Origin of the sequence: Bradyrhizobium sp. 164, from assembly GCF_023073715.1 — a bacterium.
Classification (GTDB): domain Bacteria; phylum Pseudomonadota; class Alphaproteobacteria; order Rhizobiales; family Xanthobacteraceae; genus Bradyrhizobium.
This window is the reverse complement of sequence record NZ_JADPKA010000028.1, coordinates 77469-99366: the sequence shown is the minus strand read 5'-3', so window position 1 is coordinate 99366 and position 21898 is coordinate 77469. Positions and strand designations below refer to the sequence as shown.

At 64.5% G+C, this 21898-nt stretch carries 24 protein-coding genes; 17 read left to right on the top strand and 7 right to left on the bottom strand.

The annotated features are described in order from the left end of the window. Positions 1 to 69: 69 nt before the first annotated feature. From IVB01_RS10560 to IVB01_RS10550, 3 genes are all read left to right on the top strand, one after another. A complete protein-coding gene (locus tag IVB01_RS10560; protein ID WP_247281771.1) occupies positions 70 to 567 on the top strand; it encodes a MarR family winged helix-turn-helix transcriptional regulator in 498 nt (165 codons plus the stop codon). 97 nt (positions 568 to 664) lie between these two features. Beyond that, the gene (locus IVB01_RS10555; protein ID WP_247281770.1) at positions 665 to 2035 is read left to right on the top strand and encodes a glutamate--cysteine ligase; all 1371 of its coding nucleotides are present in this window, start codon (positions 665 to 667) and stop codon (positions 2033 to 2035) included. Positions 2036 to 2145: 110 nt separating this feature from the next. After that, positions 2146 to 2712: a PAN domain-containing protein gene (locus IVB01_RS10550; RefSeq protein ID WP_247282045.1), complete on the top strand. Its 567-nt coding sequence runs from the start codon at positions 2146 to 2148 to the stop codon at positions 2710 to 2712. A gap of 58 nt (positions 2713 to 2770) precedes the next feature. On the opposite strand, the gene IVB01_RS10545 is transcribed toward IVB01_RS10550, so the two are convergent. The 4 genes from IVB01_RS10545 to IVB01_RS10530 all read right to left on the bottom strand — a co-directional run bounded on the left by IVB01_RS10545 (position 2771) and on the right by IVB01_RS10530 (position 6307). Then, a complete protein-coding gene (locus IVB01_RS10545) occupies positions 2771 to 3340 on the bottom strand; it encodes a nucleotidyltransferase family protein (RefSeq protein WP_247281769.1) in 570 nt (189 codons plus the stop codon). A 117-nt stretch (positions 3341 to 3457) separates the two neighbouring features. After that, positions 3458 to 4237, bottom strand: coding sequence for a signal peptidase I (lepB, locus tag IVB01_RS10540; protein WP_247281768.1), 780 nt, complete (start codon positions 4235 to 4237; stop codon positions 3458 to 3460). Further along, the gene (tldD, locus tag IVB01_RS10535) at positions 4234 to 5661 is read right to left on the bottom strand and encodes a metalloprotease TldD (RefSeq protein ID WP_247281767.1); all 1428 of its coding nucleotides are present in this window, start codon (positions 5659 to 5661) and stop codon (positions 4234 to 4236) included. The genes lepB and tldD overlap by 4 nt, the downstream gene beginning before the upstream one ends. A gap of 112 nt (positions 5662 to 5773) precedes the next feature. Next, a complete protein-coding gene (locus IVB01_RS10530; protein ID WP_247281766.1) occupies positions 5774 to 6307 on the bottom strand; it encodes an invasion associated locus B family protein in 534 nt (177 codons plus the stop codon). Between the two features lie 448 nt (positions 6308 to 6755). Between IVB01_RS10530 and coxB the strand changes: the two genes are divergently transcribed. The 9 genes from coxB to IVB01_RS10485 all read left to right on the top strand — a co-directional run bounded on the left by coxB (position 6756) and on the right by IVB01_RS10485 (position 13834). Then, a complete protein-coding gene (gene coxB, locus IVB01_RS10525; protein ID WP_247281765.1) occupies positions 6756 to 7595 on the top strand; it encodes a cytochrome c oxidase subunit II in 840 nt (279 codons plus the stop codon). Positions 7596 to 7682: 87 nt separating this feature from the next. Next, complete coding sequence (gene ctaD / locus IVB01_RS10520) at positions 7683 to 9299, top strand: cytochrome c oxidase subunit I (RefSeq protein ID WP_247281764.1); 1617 nt, start codon at positions 7683 to 7685, stop codon at positions 9297 to 9299. Positions 9300 to 9360: 61 nt separating this feature from the next. Continuing rightward, on the top strand, positions 9361 to 10305 hold the full coding sequence (locus IVB01_RS10515; protein ID WP_247281763.1) for a heme o synthase: 945 nt from the start codon (positions 9361 to 9363) through the stop codon (positions 10303 to 10305). 7 nt (positions 10306 to 10312) lie between these two features. After that, positions 10313 to 10477 carry a CoxF protein gene (locus IVB01_RS10510; RefSeq protein WP_247281762.1) on the top strand — a complete coding sequence of 55 codons (165 nt, stop codon included), beginning with the start codon at positions 10313 to 10315 and terminating at the stop codon, positions 10475 to 10477. 5 nt (positions 10478 to 10482) lie between these two features. After that, positions 10483 to 11127, top strand: a complete 645-nt coding sequence (locus IVB01_RS10505) for a cytochrome c oxidase assembly protein (protein WP_247281761.1) — start codon at positions 10483 to 10485, stop codon at positions 11125 to 11127. Positions 11128 to 11207: 80 nt separating this feature from the next. Continuing rightward, on the top strand, positions 11208 to 12104 hold the full coding sequence (locus IVB01_RS10500; RefSeq protein WP_247281760.1) for a cytochrome c oxidase subunit 3: 897 nt from the start codon (positions 11208 to 11210) through the stop codon (positions 12102 to 12104). Positions 12105 to 12203: 99 nt separating this feature from the next. Next, on the top strand, positions 12204 to 12605 hold the full coding sequence (locus tag IVB01_RS10495) for a DUF983 domain-containing protein (protein WP_247281759.1): 402 nt from the start codon (positions 12204 to 12206) through the stop codon (positions 12603 to 12605). Next, positions 12602 to 13363 (top strand): SURF1 family cytochrome oxidase biogenesis protein, encoded by a 762-nt coding sequence (locus IVB01_RS10490; RefSeq protein WP_247281758.1) that lies wholly within the window; start codon positions 12602 to 12604, stop codon positions 13361 to 13363. The genes IVB01_RS10495 and IVB01_RS10490 overlap by 4 nt, the downstream gene beginning before the upstream one ends. A 105-nt stretch (positions 13364 to 13468) precedes the next feature. Beyond that, positions 13469 to 13834 (top strand): nuclear transport factor 2 family protein, encoded by a 366-nt coding sequence (locus IVB01_RS10485; RefSeq protein ID WP_247281757.1) that lies wholly within the window; start codon positions 13469 to 13471, stop codon positions 13832 to 13834. Positions 13835 to 13888: 54 nt separating this feature from the next. Here the strand turns inward: IVB01_RS10485 and IVB01_RS10480 are convergent, their stop codons facing one another. Continuing rightward, positions 13889 to 15223, bottom strand: coding sequence for a histidine kinase (locus IVB01_RS10480; protein WP_247494485.1), 1335 nt, complete (start codon positions 15221 to 15223; stop codon positions 13889 to 13891). Positions 15224 to 15310: 87 nt separating this feature from the next. On the opposite strand from IVB01_RS10480, the gene IVB01_RS10475 reads away from it, so the two are divergent. From IVB01_RS10475 to IVB01_RS10455, 5 genes are all read left to right on the top strand, one after another. Beyond that, the gene (locus IVB01_RS10475) at positions 15311 to 15955 is read left to right on the top strand and encodes a response regulator transcription factor (RefSeq protein ID WP_247281755.1); all 645 of its coding nucleotides are present in this window, start codon (positions 15311 to 15313) and stop codon (positions 15953 to 15955) included. A 546-nt stretch (positions 15956 to 16501) separates the two neighbouring features. Beyond that, positions 16502 to 17920, top strand: a complete 1419-nt coding sequence (gene thrC / locus IVB01_RS10470) for a threonine synthase (protein WP_247281754.1) — start codon at positions 16502 to 16504, stop codon at positions 17918 to 17920. Next, complete coding sequence (locus tag IVB01_RS10465) at positions 17917 to 19206, top strand: pitrilysin family protein (protein WP_247281753.1); 1290 nt, start codon at positions 17917 to 17919, stop codon at positions 19204 to 19206. Before thrC ends, IVB01_RS10465 begins: the two co-directional genes overlap by 4 nt. A gap of 41 nt (positions 19207 to 19247) precedes the next feature. Then, on the top strand, positions 19248 to 19835 hold the full coding sequence (locus tag IVB01_RS10460; RefSeq protein WP_247281752.1) for a GNAT family protein: 588 nt from the start codon (positions 19248 to 19250) through the stop codon (positions 19833 to 19835). A 145-nt stretch (positions 19836 to 19980) separates the two neighbouring features. Further along, positions 19981 to 20631, top strand: a complete 651-nt coding sequence (locus tag IVB01_RS10455) for a hypothetical protein (protein ID WP_247281751.1) — start codon at positions 19981 to 19983, stop codon at positions 20629 to 20631. A gap of 210 nt (positions 20632 to 20841) precedes the next feature. On the opposite strand, the gene IVB01_RS10450 is transcribed toward IVB01_RS10455, so the two are convergent. Together IVB01_RS10450 and IVB01_RS10445 are read right to left on the bottom strand one after the other, a co-directional pair. Then, complete coding sequence (locus tag IVB01_RS10450; protein WP_247281750.1) at positions 20842 to 21327, bottom strand: ATP F0F1 synthase subunit B; 486 nt, start codon at positions 21325 to 21327, stop codon at positions 20842 to 20844. A 5-nt stretch (positions 21328 to 21332) separates the two neighbouring features. Next, complete coding sequence (locus IVB01_RS10445) at positions 21333 to 21896, bottom strand: F0F1 ATP synthase subunit B (protein ID WP_247281749.1); 564 nt, start codon at positions 21894 to 21896, stop codon at positions 21333 to 21335. Positions 21897 to 21898 lie beyond the last annotated feature (2 nt).

Genomic DNA, 21898 nt, shown 5'->3' with positions numbered 1-21898 from the left:
TGAAATAGTCAAGATTGATGCAGGTGCATCGAATGAGGTAAAGAGCGGGCGACGAGCTTGAGCGGGACCATGAAACGCAAACCATCGACCGAGGCAACTTCGGCCTGGATCCGCCTGATGCGGGTGCAGAGCCGCGTGCTCGATTGCGTCGAGCAGGATCTGAAAAAGGCCGGGTTCCCGCCGCTCGCCTGGTATGACGCGCTGCTCGAACTGTCCCGCGCCCCCTCTGGCGAGTTGCGGCCGGTGGAGCTCGAACGCCAGATGTTGATCCCGCAATACTCGACCTCGCGGCTGATCGACCGCCTGGTCGACGAAGGTCTCGCCTTGCGGCGCGAATGCAAGATCGACAAGCGTGGCCAGTTCGTCGAGATCACGGAAGCCGGCCGCGAGTTGCAGAAGCGGATGTGGGGCGCCTATTCGGCCGCGATCGAGAAATATGTCGGTTCGAAACTATCGGATGCCGACGCCGTCAAGCTCAGCGGTCTGCTCGATCGCCTCGGCTGCTCGTGCGGCGAGATGAAACTGCCGCCCGCCGCAAACGCCAACGAAAGCACACCGTCGCGATGATCGCGCGGCAAACCAGCACGTCCGCGCGCCCGGCGGGTTCGCGGAGGCTCCCGTCACCCGCGCGTTCGGTCGAAGCGCTTTTTGATTAGAGTTTGATATGGCGCGAGACCAGATCGACATGACGCCACTGCAATCGCGCGACGAGCTCGTCGCGTGGTTCGAGGCCGGCTGCAAGGATCCGTCCGAATTCCGCATGGGGACCGAGCACGAGAAGACGCCGTTCACGCTCGAAGGCCACCGACCGGTGCCTTACGAGGGGGCGCGCGGCATCGGCGCGCTGCTCGAGGGCATGAAGCTCCTGCTCGGCTGGGAGCCGATCATGGAGCAGGGCAATATCATCGGCCTCTACGACGTCACCGGCGGCGGTGCCATCTCCCTCGAGCCCGGCGGACAGTTCGAGCTCTCCGGCGCGCCGGTCGAGAACGTGCACCAGACCCAGAGCGAGCTGATGGCGCATCTGGCGCAAGTGCGCGAGATCGCAACCCCGCTCGGCATCGGCTTCCTCGGGCTCGGCATGACGCCGTCCTGGTCGCGCGCGGACATCCCGGTGATGCCCAAGGGCCGCTACAAGATCATGACCAATTACATGCCGAAGGTCGGTCAATATGGCCTCGACATGATGTACCGGACTTGCACCGTGCAGACCAATCTCGACTTCTCCTCGGAAGCCGACATGGTCAAGAAGCTGCGCGTCTCGCTCGCGCTTCAACCGGTCGCGACCGCGCTGTTCGCCAATTCGCCGTTTACCGAAGGCAAGCCGAACGGCTTTCTCTCCTTCCGCTCCGAGATTTGGCGCGACACCGACAATGCGCGTTCGGGCATGATGCCGTGGGCGTTCGAGGATGGCATGGGCTTCGAGCGCTATGTCGATTACGCGCTCGACGTGCCCATGTATTTCGTCAAGCGCGGCGAGCAGTACATCGACGTATCGGGCTCCTCGTTCCGTGCCTTCTTCGACGGCCGCAACAACAATCTTCCCGGCGAGCGACCGACGCTGTCGGACTGGGCCAATCACCTCTCGACGATCTTCCCGGAAGTCCGGCTCAAGCGCTATCTCGAGATGCGCGGCTCCGACGGTGGTCCGTGGGGCCGGTTGCCGGCGCTGCCGGCGTTCTGGGTCGGGCTGCTCTACGACGATGTCTCGCTCGACGCCGCTTGGGAAATCGTGAAGCACTGGAGCGCGCCTGAACGTCAGGCCTTGCGCGACGACGTGCCGCGCTTCGGCTTCAAGTCGCGGATCAGGGATCGCTATCTCTTCGAGGTCGCCAAGGAGTGCCTGGTTCTCGCACATGCCGGCCTGCGCCGGCGTGGCCGGCTCGACCAGCTCGGCCGCGATGAGACGAGGCATTTGGAGCCGCTCGATCGCATCATCGAGTTCGGCCGGACGCCGGCTGAGGAGATGCTGGACAAGTTTAATGGTCCCTGGAAGGGCTCGGTGGAACCTGCCTACGCGGAATACGCTTTCTAGATTAGGCTAATAGCAGGCAATTGAGCCGTTCATCGCCCGTACAGGTTTGCGGCGATCAAATGATCGGCTGGAAAAACCTGTGCATCGTCAATAACTCGAAAGCTGTTCCGATGGGAAAGGGCCGCCTGCCTGGGGTCGTCATGGCCCGCGTCTTGGCTTGCGTCGCGCTGCTTTCGCTCCTGTTTGCGAGCGCGCCGGCGCCGGCGCAGACGGCGTTCGACCGCCCAGGCGGCGACTATTTCAACACGCCGGTCACTTCGGGCGACCCTGAGGATTGCGCGCTGCTGTGCGAGCGTGACCGCCGTTGCCGCTCCTGGAGTTTCAACTATCCCGACGTCGAGGGCGGCTCGGCGGTGTGCTGGCTCAAGAATACGGTGCCGACGCGGGTGCCGGGCAATTGCTGCATCTCCGGGGTGCGCGGCGCTGGCGTGATCGAGCCGCGCATCGAGGGTGTGGAAACGTCGATCGATCGCCCGGGCGGCGACCTGCGCAATTTCGAGCTCAAGGTCGGCGAGGGCGAGGAGACCTGCAAGGCCGCCTGCACCGCCGACAACAAATGCCGCGCCTTCACCTATGCCCGTCCCGGCTACACCGGGCGCGAGGCGCGCTGTTTCCTGAAGAAGGAAATCAAGCCGCCGCGGCGGAAGGCTGGGTTCACGTCCGGCGTTGTGAGATAGGCCTGTGTCCCGGACAAGACACATCGCTGGCGATGTGTCTTGTCCGGGACACGAGAGGTTACGCGCCCGCCGCAATCACGGTAAGCTCCGGCCACAGCGCCTTCCATCGCGCGGATTTTGCCTCGTAATTGGCGGCGGAAAAACTCAGCGCCCGATTGGGCCGTACGATCAGCCTCGCGACGTCGTCGAACCCGTGCGGCGCATAGACATCGAAACCGTCGCCCGCGCGTCTCACTCCGATTTGCGTGTTCTGCGTCAGGAAGCGGTCGATGCCGTCGGTCGAGCATGTCAGCGGTGGATAGGGCAGACCGTGCTTGTCGGGGTACCACAGATGCACGCGCGCCTGGTTACGAACCTCGACCTTGGCGGCGAGATGCGCGAGCCGCGCATGCAGCGTGCGGATCACCGCATCCTCCGCCTCCCAGGAGGTATCGGAATCGAAATAGAACACGTCGTAATCGGCGATACCGTGATCGATCGGGCGGCTCGTGACCGCGTTCCACACCGATTGCACTAGGCAGCCTGCGACCAGCCACGCATCCGGCAGCGCGAGTCGGCCGAGTTCATCGACGATCGCGGCGTTGACATGGTTTTGCAGAGCGAGAGCGAGGAATTCGTCTTTGCTCATGGCAAACCGTAGGAATCGTAGGGTGGTCAAAGGCGCGCGCTCCTTCGCGCGTCGTGACCACCATCACTTACGATAGAAGCGGTGGGCACTTTGCCCACCCTACGATCTACACTCTACTCAATGCACAGCGGTGAAGAACCGTGCGAGCCTGAAGCCGGAGAGCCAGGTCCACACCGGCTGGCCGCGGATGCCGAGATCCCAGGAGCCGAGCACCGCGTCCGCGCGGCCGACCAGGTTGTCGATCGGCAACAGGCCGACGCCGCCGGAGCGCAAAGGTACGCGGCTGTCGGCGGAATTGTCACGGTTGTCGCCGAGCACGAACAGATGGCCTGCTGGCACCGTCACCTCAGGCGTGTTGTCGAGGGGGCCGTTGTCGCGCATCTTGAAGATCAGGTGCGACACGCCGTTCGGCAACGTCTCGACATAGCGGTAGGCTGGCTCGCTGCCGCCCTTGTCGTCCTCGGCAGCGCCAACGCCATCGGGCTTCAGCTCGGCGGGACGGTCGTTGATGAAGAGCTGCCCCTGCCGCATCTGGATGCGGTCGCCAGGCAAGCCGACGACGCGTTTGACCCAGGCCTGCGAGCGATCACCTGGCCAGCGGAACACGACGACGTCGCCGAGTTTCGGCGTCTCCGCGAACACGCGGCCAGTCTCCGGCAGGTTGATCTGAATCGGCAGCGACGAGGTGCCGTAGCCATAGGGAAATTTCGAGGCGAGCAGCGCATCGCCGATCAGCAGCGTCGGCTCCATCGAGCCCGACGGCACGTAGAACGGTTCGGCGAGCGCGCCCTTGGCAATGAACACGGCGGCGACGATGCCGGCGAGTTGCATCAGCTGTCCGCCCCAGCCACTGCTCTTCCGCTTGGTGGTGACAGTGACCTTTTCTTCAACGCTCATGCGCCCGTTCCACCCACCGTGATGCGTTCCATCAGAAGCGACGGCTGGCCGACCCCAACAGGCACGCCCTGGCCGTTCTTGCCGCAAGTACCGATACCGGTGTCGAGCGCGAGGTCGTTGCCGATCATGCGGATGCGGTGCAGGTCGGTCGGCCCGTTGCCGATCAGCATGGCGCCCTTCAGGGGCGCCCCCAGCTTGCCGTTTTCGATCTTATAGGCCTCGGTGCACTGGAACACGTATTTGCCCGAGGTGATGTCGACCTGGCCACCGCCGAAATTCGCGGCGAACACGCCGTTCTTCACGGAGGCGAGGATCTCGGCGGGATCGCGGTCGCCCGCGAGCATGTAAGTGTTGGTCATGCGCGGCATCGGCACATGGGCGTAGCCTTGGCGGCGGCCGTTGCCGGTCGGCTTCATGTTCATCAGGCGCGCGTTCTGGCGGTCCTGCATGTAGCCGACCAGGATGCCGTCCTCGATCAGCACGGTGCGATTGGTCGGCGTGCCCTCGTCGTCAATGGAGAGCGAGCCGCGGCGCGAGGCGATGGTGCCGTCGTCGACCACGGTGACGCCCTTGGCCGCGACCTGCTGGCCCATCAGGCCGGCAAAGGCCGAGGTCTTCTTGCGGTTGAAGTCGCCCTCGAGGCCGTGGCCGACCGCTTCATGCAGCATCACGCCGGGCCAGCCGGCGCCCAGCACCACATCCATCTCGCCGGCGGGAGCCGGAATCGATTCCAGATTGACCAGCGCCTCGCGCAGCGCGCCCTCGGCGGCTTCGCGCCAGGACCTGCTCTCGATGAATTCGCCATAGCCGGCGCGGCCGCCATAGCCCTTGCTGCCGCTCTCCTGACGATCGCCCTGGCCGGCGACGACGGAGATGTTGACGCGCACGAGCGGGCGGACATCGCGATAGCTCTCGCCATCGGGGCGCAGGATCTCGACCACCTGCCAGGTCGCGCCCAGGCTGACGCTGACCTGCCGCACCCGCGGATCCTTGTCGCGCAAGTAGGCATCGATCTCGGCGAGCAGCTTGACCTTCGTCTCGAAGCCCGGAGCATCCAGCGGATTGTCGTCGCCATAGAGCCGCACATTGGTGTGCGGGGGCGGAGCCGCAAAACTGCCGGAATAGCCGCCGCGCACGGCCGCGACCGCATCCGCGGCGCGAATCAGCGCCGGCAGCGACACGTCGGAGGAATGCGCATAGCCGACCGCGTCGTCCTTGACGGCGCGCAGGCCAAAGCCTTGCGAGGTGTCATAGGTCGCCTGCTTCAGCCGCCCATTGTCGAACATCAGCGCTTCGGTCTGGCTGTATTCCAGGAACAATTCGCCGTCGTCGGCACCGGCCAGCCCGCGCGCAACCTCGTTGCGAACCTGGTCGCGGTCGAGATTGGCGCGGTCGAGCAGGGAGGTTGTGGCAGGGTTGGTCATGCGTCCGTCCATTATCGGGAGGTGTGGGGCAAGATAATGATTTCGGAACGGTTCCGCGAGGGCACGAAGCCTCACATTACGGAAACAATAGGATCGCCCTCGATCTCACACCCTACGGCAGCTTGTCGTATCCCTCACCCAGCCCATTCAGGCTGAGCGGGAAACCGATGCCCTCTTCCGGGGTCTCGAAGATGATGAAGGTGGCGGTCTTGGCGCCGCGGAGCTGGCCCAGCAGCTTGTCGTCCATCACCACCTCCGCCACGCAGCCATTGGGCAGGCATCTGACAAAACCGGCGCGGCCGACGTCCTGGTTGTCGAGCTTGAGGCCGAGGCCGGAAGGCAAGAGCACGCCGAGCGGAGCGACCACCCGCATCAGGCGGCTCTTCTGGTCGGCGGTCTTGAGCACGATCACGGTCAGGCCGGCATTGGAGCGGTCTTCCGCCACCACGCTCTGGATCAGGGCGCATTGCTCGGTCTGGGCACCGGGCGGGGTGTCGCAGCGGATCTGCCAGTCGCCATGGACGGAGCGCACCGCGCCCTGCGCATGGGCCAGGCCAGGCAGCGCCAGGACGGCGAGCGCCACCAGCAGGGTGGCCAGCATCGTGGGCCCGCCAGCCTGCCTTGCCATGCTTCTCGAAAGCCCCATCGGGTCGGTCCCTCTGCTCGCCTGGTTCGCTCGCACCTGGCGGACTGATACGGGAATGACGGCGGCTTGAAGGCAATTCCCAAGCAAATATCGCGCCGCCGCGCGCCACCATCGCCCGCACGAATCAGGTTCCTGCGCGGCCGTCTGTCAGTGCCTACCGCGGGCAATCTCGCTGTCAAGCCGCAGCATGCCGGGAAACGGTATTTTTGTCTGATGTTACTAGGAAATATCTTGCGGGTGATGCCTGGCAGCTGAGGCCCAAGACTGCATTGCGATAGATCGAGAATTATGGTTTGAGAGGCTTGATTTCGGCGTTCTAGCGATCTGGCCCCAATTCCTCTTAGAGGTATTCTTGCGCGGCGGTTTGTCAGACGGGCGGATGGAATAAGCGTTTCCCGGAAATAGGGAAATGCACGTGGGGTGATTTCGTAAGGGGAGCGCGAACGGCATGAGGATGTCGATGGGCCGGATGGGCCGGCAGTTGCTGGGATTGGCCGTGGCGGGTCTGACGCTGGCGACGGGCGGTGTGGCATTCGCCGAGCTCGGGCAACCGGCACCGTGGGAGTGGACGCTCCAGCAATCCGGCTCGCCGGTGATGGACAACATCGTTTGGTTCCACAACTTCCTGTTCGTGCTGATCACCCTGATCACGCTGTTCGTCCTGGCGCTGCTCGTGGTGGTGGTCGTCAAGTTCAACGCGAGGGCCAACCCGGTGCCGTCGCGGACCACCCACAACACGCTGATCGAGGTGGCCTGGACGCTCGTTCCGGTGCTGATCCTGGTCGGCATCTCGGTGCCGTCGTTCCGGCTGCTGTTCCTCGAGCTCGACGTGCCGAAGGCGGACCTGACGATCAAGGCGACCGGCAAGCAGTGGTACTGGTCGTATGCCTATCCTGATAACGGCAAGTTCGAGTTCGACTCGTTGATGGCCCAGGACAAGCAGCCCCGCTTGCTCGGCGTGGACAACGAGATGGTGGTGCCCGTCAACAAGGTGGTTCGGGTCCAGGTCACCGGCGCGGACGTCATCCACGCCTTCGCGCTGCCGGCTTTCGGCGTCAAGATCGACGCCATTCCAGGCCGGCTGAACGAGACCTGGTTCAAGGCGGCAAAGACCGGCACGTTCTACGGCCAGTGCTCGGAGCTGTGCGGCAAGGATCACGCCTTCATGCCGATCGCGATCCGCGTGGTCGACGACCAGGAGTTCGCCTCCTGGGTCGAGACGGCAAAGAAGAAATTCGCGAGCGGCGGCACCAGCACCTACGCCTCCGCGGCCGGCCCGACGCAGTAAGCGCCGGGCGGAAGCTCGAGGGACTGAAAGCGATATGAAGGGCGGGACCGCATACGGTCCGAATGGGACGCAAGGCAGGATTTGAATATGGCAACGAGCGCAGCGGCACATAGCGATCACGCGCATCATGACGAGCACGCCCATCCGACCGGATGGCGGCGCTACGTCTATTCGACCAACCACAAGGACATCGGCACGATGTACCTGATCTTCGCGGTCGTCGCCGGCGTCATCGGCGCCGCGATGTCGATCGCGATCCGGGCCGAGCTGATGTATCCGGGTGTGCAGATCTTCCACGAGACGCACACCTATAACGTCTTCGTGACCTCTCACGGCCTGATTATGATCTTCTTCATGGTCATGCCCGCGATGATCGGCGGGTTCGGCAATTGGTTCGTGCCGCTGATGATCGGCGCGCCCGACATGGCGTTCCCGCGCATGAACAACATCTCGTTCTGGCTGCTGCCGGCCTCCTTCGCGCTGCTGCTGATGTCGACCTTCGTCGAGGGCGAGCCGGGCGCCAACGGCGTCGGCGCCGGCTGGACTATGTATGCGCCGCTGTCGAGCTCCGGTCACCCCGGCCCGGCCGTCGACTTCGCGATCCTGTCGCTGCATCTGGCGGGCGCCTCGTCGATTCTCGGCGCCATCAATTTCATCACCACGATCTTCAACATGCGCGCGCCGGGCATGACCCTGCACAAGATGCCGCTGTTCGTGTGGTCGATCCTGGTTACAGTGTTCCTGCTGCTGTTGTCGCTGCCGGTGCTCGCCGGTGCGATCACCATGCTGCTCACCGACCGCAATTTCCATACGACGTTCTTCGCGCCCGAGGGCGGCGGCGATCCCGTGCTGTTCCAGCACCTGTTCTGGTTCTTCGGTCACCCCGAAGTGTACATCCTGATCCTGCCCGGCTTCGGTATGATCAGCCAGATCGTCTCGACCTTCTCGCGCAAGCCCGTGTTCGGCTATCTCGGCATGGCCTACGCCATGGTTGCGATCGGCGGCATCGGCTTCGTGGTGTGGGCGCACCACATGTACACGGTCGGCATGTCCTCGGCGACGCAGGCCTATTTCGTCGCCGCCACCATGGTCATTGCGGTTCCGACCGGCGTGAAGATCTTCTCCTGGATCGCCACGATGTGGGGCGGGTCGATCGAATTCCGCGCGCCGATGATCTGGGCGGTAGGCTTCATCTTCCTGTTCACGGTCGGTGGCGTCACCGGCGTCGTGCTGGCGAACGCGGGCGTCGACCGCGTGCTCCAGGAGACCTATTACGTCGTCGCGCACTTCCATTACGTGCTGTCGCTCGGCGCCGTGTTCGCGATCTTTGCGGGCTGGTACTACTGGTTCCCGAAAATGTCGGGTTACATGTACAATGAGTGGCTGGCCAAGCTGCACTTCTGGGTGACCTTCATCGGCGTCAACCTGGTGTTCTTCCCGCAGCACTTCCTCGGCCTGTCGGGGATGCCGCGCCGCTACGTCGACTATCCCGACGCGTTCGCGGGCTGGAACCTGATCTCGTCCCTCGGCTCCTACATCTCCGGATTCGGCGTGCTGATCTTCCTCTACTGCGTCCTCGACGCCTACATGAAGAAGGTGCCTGCCGGTAACAATCCCTGGGGTGCGGGCGCAACCACGCTGGAGTGGACGCTGCCCTCGCCGCCGCCGTTCCACCAGTTCGAAGTGCTGCCTCGGGTGCAGTAAGCCATCGCACGCGGCGCCCGTGACGGGCGCCGCGGCTCTATCAGGAAGCGAGCTGAATTAAGTGTCCGTCCTCGACCACAATGCCGTCGACATCAATCCTCGCATCTCCGAAGCGGAGGTCGGCGATTACATCGCGCTGCTCAAGCCGCGCGTGATGTCGCTGGTGATCTTCACCGCGCTGGTCGGGATGGCGATGGCACCCGGGCATTTCCACCCCGTGCTGGCGATCACCTCGCTCCTCTGCATCGCCGTTGGTGCGGGCGCCTCCGGCGCGCTCAACATGGCGCTCGAGGGCGACATCGACGCCAAGATGTCGCGTACGGCGAACCGGCCAATCCCGCGCGGCCGCGTCACCCGCCCCGAGGCGACGGCGTTCGGCATGACGCTCGCCTTCTTCTCGGTGATGACGCTCGGCATCCTCGTCAACTGGATCGCGGGCGCGCTGCTCGCCTTCACCATCTTCTTCTACGTCGTGATCTACACGATGGGCCTGAAGCGTCGGACCGCGCAGAACATCGTGATCGGCGGCGCCGCCGGCGCGCTGCCGCCGGTGGTGGCCTGGGCCGCCGTGACGGGCACGGTCGACGTCGAGCCACTGCTGCTGTTTGCCATCATCTTCTTCTGGACGCCGCCGCACTTCTGGGCGCTGGCGTTGTTCCGCTCCGACGATTATGCGCGCGCCGGCATTCCGATGCTGCCCAACGTCGCCGGTCCCGATGCGACGCGGCTCCAGATCCTGCTCTACACGATCGTGCTGATCGCGGTCGCCGCCGCACCCTGGGCGCTCGGCTATTTCGACGCCGTCTACGGCATCGTCTCGCTGATCCTCGGCGCCGGCATGCTGGTGCTCGCCATCAATGTCTACATGCGTCGCGAGCGCAGCCAGTCGCTGCGTGCCACCCGCAAGCTGTTTGCATTCTCCATCCTTTATCTGTTTGCGCTGTTCGCCACCCTGCTGGCGCAGGTTGTATTCCGGGCGCTTGCTCCGATGGCATGGGGCGCATGAGGCAGGGATGGCCGACAAATCCGAGCCAGATGGAATCGTCCTCACCGAGGCGCAGAAGAAGAGCCGTCGTCAGCGCTCCATTGCCATTGCTTTGGCGCTCGGCGTGCTCGTGGTGCTGTTCTTCGCCGTCACCATGGTCAAGGGGCCGGCCGTTCTAGTGCGGCCGATGTAGGAAACATGGATCACGAGCCGACCATACCGCAGGATCAGAGCCGGACGGCGGGCAAGGGCCGCATCGGTGGTCTTGGCCGCGATGCGCTGGTCGCCTCGATCTGCGGCGGCGTGGTGGCGCTGATGGTGGGGGCATCCTACGCGGCGGTGCCGTTCTACAACTGGTTCTGCCGCGCCACCGGCTTCAACGGCACGACTCAAGTCGCGACCTCCGCGCCGGCCACCGGCCCGATCGCGCGAAAAATCTCGGTGCGGTTCGATTCCAACGTCGCGCCGGGCCTGCCCTGGAAGTTCGAGCCCGAGCAGAGCGAGATCGAGGTCAATATCGGTCAGGTGACGACGGTCTACTACACCGTGACGAACCAGGCCGCGCGCACCACCGCGGGCCAGGCCGCCTATAACGTCGCGCCGCTGACGGTCGGGTCATATTTCCAGAAGATCAACTGCTTCTGCTTCACCGAGCAGACCATGGCGCCCGGCGAGAAGCGGGAAATGCCGGTCGTGTTCTATGTCGATCCGTCGATCGCCGAGGATCGCGAGAACGATGGGCTGAACACGATCACGCTGTCCTACACGTTCTATTCGGTGAAGGATCCTGTGGTGAAGCCGCTGGCATCGGGTGATGACGACAAACGCAAGGGAAATCTCTGATCGCCGGGCGCACGCTCGGGGGATTGGACGCAAGGGGATAAGTGCCTGACAGGCACGGGATTGAGGAGAGAGACCGCAAAATGGCAACGGCGCACACCAAGCATCACGACTACCATCTGGTCGATCCCTCTCCCTGGCCGGCCGTCGGTTCGCTGTCGGCCTTCATTATGGCGGTTGGCGCGATCGCCTGGATGCACCACATGTTCTCGGCTGCGCCGATCGTGTTCGGTGTGGGCACCGTCGGCGTGCTCTACACCATGGCGAGCTGGTGGGGCGACGTGATCAAGGAAGCCCAGTACAAGGGCGACCACACCCGCGTCGTGCAGCTCCATCACCGCTACGGCATGATCCTGTTCATCGCCTCCGAGGTGATGTTCTTCGTGGCCTGGTTCTGGGCCTATTTCAACGCCGCGCTGTTCCCGGCTGACGCCGTCCATGCCACGCGTGATGCGGTGTTCGGCTGCGGCCTTGGCACCCAGGCCGGCGCCTGCTCCGTTCCCGGCACCTGGCCGCCGAAGGGCATCGAGACCTTCGATCCCTGGCATCTGCCGCTCCTGAACACGTTGATCCTGCTCACCTCCGGCACCACAGTGACCTGGGCGCACCATGCGCTGCTCGAGAACGACCGTCAGGGCCTGAAATACGGCCTGATCCTCACCGTCGTGCTGGGTGCGCTCTTCACCTGCGTGCAGGCCTATGAGTACAGCCACGCGGCATTCTCGTTCGGCGGCAACGTCTATGGCGCGACCTTCTTCATGGCGACCGGCTTCCATGGCTTCCACGTGCTGGTCGGCACCATCTTCCTGCTGGTCTGCCTGTTCCGCGCCTATGCCGGCCACTTCACGCCGACCCAGCATCTCGGCTTCGAGTTCGCCGCCTGGTACTGGCACTTCGTCGACGTGGTTTGGCTGTTCCTGTTCCTTTGCATCTATGTCTGGGGACACGGCGCCGAGACCATGGCTCACGGCGCGCACTGAGCTGCGAGGCAGATGATTCAGAAAGGGCGGCCGCAGGGCCGCCCTTTCGCTTTCCGGCCGCCTGAAGCCTTGGCGGAAACTGTGATAGAGATTGCCATCATGGACGACACCGCCGGCCCATCCGAGTCCGAAACCACGGTCCTGCAAAGCGCGCTGCGCGGGCTCGCCTGCAAATGTCCGCGCTGCGGCGAGGGCAAGCTCTATGCGGGCTTCCTGACACTCGCGCCTCGCTGCGAGCGCTGCGGTCTCGACTATGCTTTCATCGATACCGGTGACGGTCCGGCGATCTTCATCATCATGCTGGCCGGCGCGATCGTGGTCGGCTGCGCGCTCGTCGTCGAGGTCAAGTATCAGCCGCCGTTCTGGCTGCACGCGGTGCTCTGGCTGCCGCTGATTCTCGCCACCACGCTTTTGCCGCTGCGCGCGATGAAGTCGCTGCTGATCGCGCTGCAATTCCACCACAAGGCGGCGCCGGGCCGACTCATCGACCGCGCGAAATGAACCGGACCGTGCGCAAGCCTCGCGTGGCCGGCTTTGGGCTGTTCACGCTGCTCCTGACGGCTGTGTTCGTCGCACTTGGCATCTGGCAATTGCAGCGCCGGACAGCCAAGCACGAGCTGATCGCTGCTCTCACTGAACGGCTTGCGGCCGCGCCGGTCGCGCTTCCGGCGCCCGCGCAATGGGCGGCGCTCAATCCCGCGCGCGATGAATTCCGCCGCGTCAGCTTCTCCGCAACCTACGTCCCGCTGCCCGATGCGATGGTTTATTCCTCCGGCTCGGCCGTGCGCAAGGACGCCTCCGGTCCCGGCACCTGGGCATTCCTGCCGGCGCGGCTTCCGAGCGGCGAGATGGTCGTGATCGATGCCGGTTTCGTCGAGAACACGATGCAGGATCGCGCCATCGAGGATCGCGCGGTGAAGAAGCTCGTCACGGGCCAGCCGGTCGTGCTCACCGGCTATCTCAGGTTCCCGGAAGCACCGGGCTGGCTGACACCTGCGGAGAACCGCGAGAAGCGGCTCTGGTTCGTGCGCGATCATCTGGCAATCGCGAGCGCGCTCGGCTGGGGGACGGTTGCGCCGTTCTATGTCGACCTCGAGCAGCCGGTGCCCGAGAACAGCGTTCCACGTCCCGGTCCGCTCGACGTGCATCTGAAAGACGATCACCTGCAATACGCGATCACCTGGTTCACGCTCGCAGGCGCCCTGCTGATCGCCTTCGCGGTGTGGGCGAGGGGGCGGCAAGACCGAACTCATCCGTAGATCAACCGAGGGAACCCGGTATCGTCCGGGCTTTACCGTTCAGCGCACATTCACGAGTGTGGTTCTAAGCCGCCACTAGTGTCCGCGGCAGGACAGGATTGCAGCGTGAGCGATTTCGACCAGATGGGAATTGTCATTGACTGGGTAGATGCCTGCCGCAAGGGCGACCTCGCGGCGCTGCTCGATCTATATGCGGACGACGCCGAGCTTGAATGCATCTGCAACGGAACGCAGCGCCATCGCGGCCGAAGCGAGCTCGAAAGCTATTGGAGACCGCGACTTGGCACCCTGTCGTTGGCGGGCTTCAGGCTGGAAGAGATCGATCCAGGGTCCGACGGCGTCGATCTCGAATATTCCATCGCTGGCGCGCTGCGTATTCACGCCTCGTTTCGCTTCAGCACGGAAGGCAAGATCCGCAGCACGCTGTGCGAGCCGGCGCGACAGAACGCGCATGTTGGCTGCGCGTGCTAGCTAGGGCATGATCCGGAAAAGTGTGTAGCGGTTTTCCGAAAAGATCATGCTCAGCTAAACCGGCGCCTCCCGGGTCGGCGCAGCCGGAAGACGGCATCGGACATAGGTTCGTTCATTCGCGCGCAGCAGTGACAGCGATCCGCTGAGCGCGCGAACGCGCTCATGCATGCCGGTCAGGCCCCGGCCGAAGACGTTGTCGGCGGGAAAGCCGCCGCCATCGTCGGAGATCTCGATGACGAGCGTCTCACCGGTGATGGTCGTCTGCACATGGGCGTTGCTCGCTTTGGCATGGCGCAGCACGTTGGTCAGCGCCTCCTGGATCAACCGATAGACGGTCCGCGCCAGCGGCCCGTCTAATCCGTTGAGGCGGGGGTCAATCGTGTCCGTCAAACCGATATGCGGTGCCTGCTTGCGAAAGTATTGAAGCAGTGTCTGCACGCTGGTCGCGAGGCCCAGTTCCTCAACATAGAGCGGCCGCAGCCGGTCGAGAATACGGCGGTTGGCCTGCTGGAGCGCCTCGACCGATTGCAGCACCTCTTGCGCCGAATTGCCGAGATTTCCCACGGCAGGCGCGGCCTCGATCAGCGCGACCGCGCCGGCGCGGATGCCGAACAGAAGCGGGCCGAGTTCGTCGTGCAATTCGCGGGCGAGGTCGCGCCGCTCATCGTCCTGAAGCGACACCAGCCGATGCAACAGGTCGCGATTGTCCTGGCTCAATTGCGCCAACGTGCCCGCCAGCGCGTTCGCCACCTCGCAGCTCTGCCGGATCTCCGGCGGCCCTGCCACCGGGATCGGTTTTGTGTAGTCGCCGCGTCGCATTCGCGTGAGTCCTTCGCCGAGCTGCTGCAGGGGGCGTAGCGCCGACTCCGCCAGGACGTAGGCGATGGTGCCGGTAAGCGCCATTAGCCCGGCGATCAGGCCGGTGAGCGCGAGGAAGCCGATCCATTTCTCGAACAGCTCGGCGGATAGGTCGGGCACGAAGACGACATCGCCGACACGCTCGCCGTCGATCGTCACCGGGGATGCCGCGTCCATTTCGGGGATGGTGATCAGGTCGATGAACCATTGCGGCACGCTATGCGGCGTGCGCGGGTCGTCCTTCGGGGAGCGCGCGGGACCCGCTTCCACGGAACGGAATTGGATATCAGAGGAGGTGTCCAACGATTGGACAAACGCATCGAGCGTCCGTCGTGGATTGTCCGAAGCGCGCAGCGTGTTGTTGAGCGCGGTGGCGATGGCCCGGGTCGAACGCCGGCCTGGCTCATTCTCCTCAACGAGCTGGCCCCCTGCGAAGGTCTGAAGCAGCACGCCGCCGAGGATCAGTGCCGCGAGAAGGCTCGCGCCGAGCGGAAGAAACAGTTGCGTCCTGAACGAGAGTTGTTGCCACATTAGGTCAATTCTAACGTGTTTTGGCGGAATTCTCTCTTTCCATTTGTTCCCGCCGGTCTATGAGTCGAGAAAGCAAGTGAGCCTGCGATGCAAGATACCGCCAAGCCGGCAACCAAGGTCCTGATCGTCGACGACCACCCTGTGGTGCTGTCCGGTTGCCGCACCCTGTTCGCGTCCGACCAGTCGATCCGTATCGACGAGGCGAACGATGCGAAATCCGGGCACCGCGCCTATATCAGCAAGCGGCCCGACGTTACCGTGATCGACATCAGCCTGCCTGATGTCTCCGGCTTCGAGCTGATGCGACGCATTCGGAAGGACGATCCGGACGCCAAGATCATCATGTTCAGCATGAACGATGATCCGGCCTTCGTGGTGCGGGCGGTCGAGCTTGGGGCCCAAGGCTATGTCTCCAAGGGTGACGATCCCAGGATCCTGCTGAAAGCGGTGCGCAAAGTGGTCGCGGGCGATAATTTCATCTCTCCGCAGCTTGCGGAAGCCGTGACGTTTTCCGGTGCCGCAATCAAGGCCAATCCAGCCTCGCAGATGACGCCGCGGGAGCTCGAGATTCTTCGTCTGCTCGGACGCGGCGACAAAATCGTCGAGGTCGCCGAGGCGCTCGGCATCTCCTACAAGACTGTCGCGAACACGACGTCCCTGCTCAAGCAGAAGTTAGGGGCCAAGAACCATTCCGACCTGATCCGGATCGCAGTGGAAATCGGGATGAATTGACCTCCCGCCAACGACCGAACCGGCTGCTCCAGGAGGCAGCGGTTCGGTCGACGGATCGGCGTCGCTATCGGCCGGGCAATGCATGGGCGATGGCCGGCACCGTCCGCCGACCCAATCGGCCGCCACGGCATTCGTTCCTCAGGCAGGCCATGGGTTAGGGAAAAGACGGCAATATCACGCAAGTCATTGCTCATATCCGCGAAAGAAGGCCTGGAGCACGCCGGGAAAAACTGGAACATCTTCCCCCGCCCGCCGTTTTGGCTCTTGACGATTTGACGACAGCTGACGAAAGCTTGGGTGAACAGTTTTAGCGGGTCGAACGACCCGACGAGGCAACCGGTCTGCACACAACGACAGACCTTCCAAGAGAAGGGCTGCGGCAATGCCGCAGCCCTTTTTCATTGGGCCACGGGGCGAGCGGAAGCGGTTTCCCGATGCCGCAAAACACTTTATGGTGGCTCAAAGCCTCTGGCTGTTAACAAGTAATTTCGTAAAATCAAAGGCTTAACGAGCGAGCTCAGACTCGGTTGGCCTTTGGAGGGCAGTTTGACTCGTTATATCTCGACCCGGGGCGAAGCCCCCGAACTCGGCTTCTGCGACGTGATGCTGACCGGGCTAGCCCGCGATGGCGGGCTGTACGTGCCGGCCGTTTGGCCGCAGCTTTCGGCGCAGACCATCGCCGGCTTCTTCGGCCGCGCCTATTGGGAGGTCGCGGTCGACGTGATTCGCCCCTTCGCCGGCGGCGAGATCACGGACGCCGAGCTTGGCCGCATGGCCAACGAGGCCTATGCCACCTTCCGCCATCCCGCGGTGGTGCCGCTGCGCCAGATGTCGCCGCATCAGTTCGTGCTCGAGCTGTTCCACGGCCCGACGCTCGCCTTCAAGGACGTGGCGATGCAGCTGATCTCGCGGCTGATGGACCATGTGCTCGCCAAGCGCGGCCAGCGCACCACCATCGTGGTCGCAACCTCCGGCGATACCGGCGGCGCCGCGGTCGAAGCCTTTGCGGGTCTGGAGAATGTTGACCTCATCGTGCTGTTTCCGCATGGCCGCATCTCCGAGGTGCAGCAGCGGATGATGACGACGACCGGTGCGGCCAATGTGCACGCGCTCGCCGTCGAAGGCACCTTCGACGACTGCCAGGCGCTCGTGAAGGGGATGTTCAACAACCATCGCTTTCGCGATGCGACGTCCCTGTCCGGCGTCAACTCGATCAACTGGGCGCGTATCGTCGCCCAGGTGGTCTACTATTTCACGTCGGCCGTTGCCGTCGGTGCACCGGCGCGCGCGGTGGATTTCGTCGTGCCGACCGGCAATTTCGGCGACATCTTTGCCGGCTACGTCGCCAAGCGCATGGGGCTGCCGGTGCGTACGCTGCACATCGCCGCCAACGTCAACGACATCCTGGCCCGCACGCTCAAGACCGGGATCTACGAGGTGCGCGAAGTGCACGCCACGGCGTCGCCGTCGATGGACATCCAGATCTCGTCGAATTTCGAGCGGCTGCTGTTCGAGGCTGGCCGGCGCGATGCGGCCGGCGTGCGCCGTCTGATGGATTCACTGAAGCAGTCCGGGCGTTTCGTGCTGCCCGATGCGACGCTGGCCGCGATCCGCGAGGCGTTCGACGCAGGCCGTGCCGACGAGACCGAAACCGCGGCCGCGATCCGCGCCGCTTGGCGCGAGGCGGGCGAGCTGGTCGATCCCCATACCGCGGTGGCGCTCGCGGTCGCCGACCGCGACACCACCGACACGACGGTCCCGAGCATCGTGCTCTCTACCGCCCATCCGGCCAAATTCCCCGACGCCGTCGAGGCGGCCTGCGGCCAGCGGCCGCAACTGCCCGCCTGGCTCGACGGATTGATGACCAAATCCGAACACATGAAGGTGATGAAGAACGATCAGGCCGAGGTCGAGCGGTTCGTGCTGTCGGTCAGCCGCGCCGCAAAGCAAGGAGTTGCCGGATGAGCGTCGAGATTTCCAAGCTTGCCTCCGGCCTGACCGTCGTCACCGACAAAATGCCCCATCTCGAGACTGCGGCGCTCGGCGTCTGGGCCGGCGTCGGCGGGCGCGACGAGAAGCCGAACGAGCACGGCATCTCGCATCTCCTGGAGCACATGGCGTTCAAGGGTACGACCAAGCGCTCCTCGCGCGAGATCGTCGAGGAGATCGAGGCGGTCGGCGGCGATCTCAATGCCGGCACCTCGACCGAGACCACGTCCTATTACGCGCGGGTGCTGAAGGCCGACGTGCCGCTCGCGCTCGACGTGCTCGCCGACATCCTCGCCAATCCTGCCTTCGAGCCGGACGAGCTGGAGCGCGAGAAGAACGTCATCGTGCAGGAGATCGGGGCTGCGCAGGACACACCCGACGACGTCGTGTTCGAGCATCTCAACGAGCTCTGCTATCCCGACCAGCCGATGGGCCGCTCGCTGCTCGGCACCGCCAAGACGCTGCGCGGCTTCAACCGCGACATGCTCCGCGGCTATCTGTCGACGCATTATCGCGGGCCCGACATGGTGGTGGCCGCCGCCGGCGCGGTCGATCACAAGCAGGTGGTCGCCGAGGTCGAGCAGCGCTTCGCGAGCTTTGAGGCGACGCCGGGACCGAAGCCGCAATCCGCCCAGTTCGGCAAGGGCGGCGCCAAGGTGGTCCACCGCGAACTCGAGCAGGCGCATCTGACGCTGGCGCTCGAAGGGGTGCCGCAGACCGACCTGTCGCTGTTCTCGCTCCAGGTCTTCACCAACATTCTCGGCGGCGGGATGTCGTCGCGGCTGTTCCAGGAGGTGCGCGAGAAGCGCGGCCTCTGCTACTCCATCTACAGCTTCCACGCGCCCTACACCGACACCGGCTTCTTCGGCCTCTACACCGGCACCGATCCCGCCGACGCGCCGGAGATGATGGAGGTCGTGGTCGATGTCATGAATGATTCGGTGGAGACCCTGACCGAGGCCGAGATCGCGCGTGCCAAGGCGCAGATGAAGGCGGGCCTGCTGATGGCATTGGAGAGCTGCTCCTCCCGCGCCGAACAGCTCGCCCGGCATGTCCTGGCTTATGGCCGGCCGCAGACGGTGCAGGAGCTGGTGGCCCGGATCGACGCCGTCAGCGTCGAATCGACCCGGGATGCCGCGCGTGCGCTGCTTTCGCGCAGCCGCCCTGCGGTTGTTGCATTGGGTAGTGGCAGGGGTCTGGACACGGCGGTATCTTTTGCGGAAGGATTGACGCGGGCGCGTGCCAAGGCGCGGCTGCATTAAGAGCCGCCGCGCAAGGGGCGCCCGCTCCGGGAAGCATCACCATGGCCCTGTTCCGCCTGCCATCCAGTGGACCCGCCGCCCTCGCGCCGCGCGGCAACGGGCTGTTGCTGCGCGCCCCGCAGATGTCGGACTTCCTGCAATGGGCTCACTTGCGCGAAAGCAGCCGCGACTATCTCACCCCCTGGGAGCCGATCTGGCCGTCGGACGATCTCACCCGGTCCGGCTTTCGTCGCCGCTTGCGCCGCTATTCCGAGGACATTGCTGCGGACCGTTCCTATCCCTTTCTGATCTTCCGCGAGCTCGACGGCGCCATGGTCGGCGGCATCACGCTGGCCAATGTCCGGCGCGGCATCGTGCAGGCCGGCACCATCGGCTACTGGGTTGGGCAGCCTTACGCCCATCGCGGCTACATGACCGCCGCGCTGCGGGTGCTGCTGCCGACGCTGTTCGGCGAGCTCAATCTGCACCGCGTCGAGGCCGCTTGCATCCCCACCAATGCACCATCGATCCGGGTGCTGGAGAAGTGCGGCTTCTCGCGCGAGGGGCTGGCGCGCCGCTATCTCTGCATCAACGGGATCTGGCAGGATCACCTGCTGTTCGGCCTGCTGCATGAGGATTTTCGCGGTTGAGCTGCCACCTCCTGCGGCCAAAGTCTTGATCGTCCCGCCTTGTTTGCTGCCGTAATCTGCCTGCCTTGGGTTCGCCGATTTTGGCGATATAACGGCGCGGGCCGGCCAGCGATCGGCGCTGTGCTGTCATGGAGTATGGGTGTTGATGGTGAAGGAGCTTCGGTCGTCGCGAAATGCGTTGCGGCGGAGGACGGTGGCAGCTTTGACGTTGTCGGTTGCGCTCGCGTCTGTCTCGCCGGTGGCGGCCCAGTCCTTGAGCGACCGCTTCAAGAGCCTGTTCGGCGGCAAGTCCGACGAACCGGCCCAGCCCAAGCCGGCGCCCGCGCCCGGCCAGCCGGCCGATGACGACGTTGATTGCCCGCAGGTCACGGTGCGCGCCGGCGCCTCGACTTACGCGGTCGGCGCGGGTGGCAAGCAGGCCGTCGGCAACGACATCCGCTTCCAAGCCACAATCACCAAGATGGCGCGCGAATGCGCCCGGAGCGGCGGTGATATCACCGCGCGGATCGGAATCCAGGGCCGTGTCATCGCCGGTCCCGCCGGCGCGCCTGCGACCGTCGAGGTCCCCTTGCGTGTTGCCGTGGTGCAGGGCGGCGTCGGCGAGAAGGTGATCGCCTCGAAGGCCTACCGGACCACGGTCGAGATGTCGGAGGGCGGCAGCGTGCCGTTCACGTTCGTGGCCGAAGATCTGGCCTATCCGATGCCCTCGGCCGCGGTCGCCGATACCTACATCTTCTATGTCGGCTTCGACCCGCAGGCGCTCGCGCCCGAGCCGAAGGGACGGAAGAAGAAGTAGGGTTCAAGCTCGGCTGTCACTACAATTACGGCTGTCATCACCGCGAAGGCGGGTGATCCAGTATTCCAGAGAGGTCAGTGATCTATCGAGAGGTCGCGGCGTACTGGATGCCCCGACTGCGCGGGGCATGACACTGGACTTGTAGCTATAGATCGGCCAACAAAAAGCCGGCGCTCATCGCGCGGCTTTTGAGTGGTGAGGGCAGAGTTCTCAGTTCAGCTTCTGCCGGACTTCGTTGATGCCCCTGGCGAGCAGGTCGTCGGCGACCTGGCCCTTGACCGACTGTGACAGGATCGTGGAAGCGGCCTGAACGGCGGCTTCCGCGGCTGCGGCACGGACGTCGGCCAGCGCCTGGGCCTCGGCGAGCGCGATCTTGCTCTCGGCGGTCTTGGTTCTGCGGGCGACGAAGTCTTCCATCTTCGCCTTGGCGTCGGCTGCGATTCGCTCGGCTTCGGCTCTGGCATTGGCGATGATGTCGGCAGCCTCGCGCTCGGCCATGGCACGGCGCGCCTTGTAGTCGGCGAGCACCTTGGCCGCCTCCTGCTTGAGACGCGCCGCGTCATCGAGCTCGGCCTTGATGCGATCGGCGCGATGGTCAAGCGCGGCCATCGCCGTCTTGAAGATCCCGAGATAGCCGAACACGACCATCAGGATCACGAAGGCGACGGCGACCCAAAATTCAGGCTCGAAGAACATCTCAACTAACCCTTCAAGGACGCGTCGACCGCGGCATTGACCGACGCTGCGTCGGGAACGACGCCCGTGAGCTGCTGCACGATCTGGCCTGCCGCATCCGCCGCGATGCCGCGGACGTTGCTCATGGCGGCGGCGCGGGTCGAGGCGATGGTCTTCTCCGCCCCGGCCAGCTTGGCCGCCAATTGCTCTTCCAGCGCCTTGCGCTCGGCGTCCGCCTGCGCATTCGCCTTGTCGCGGGATTCGTTGCCGATCGCCTGTGCCCGCATGCGCGCCGAAGCGAGCTCGCTTTCATAGGCCTTCAGCGCTGCGTCGGACTGGTCCCTCAGCTTCTGCGCTTCGGTGAGGTCGCCCTCGATTTTGTTCTGCCGCGCCTCGATCACACCGCCGACGCGCGGCAGAGCGAGCTTGGACACGATCACGTAAAGCAGGACGAAGAAGATCGCGAGCGACACCAGCTGTGAAGCAAAGCTGCTGCTCTCGAACGGCGGAAAACCGCCACCGTGGTGACCACCGTCAGCCTCGGTGTGAGCGCCCGCCGGACCTTTCGCGCCGCCATGACTCTCAGCCATGG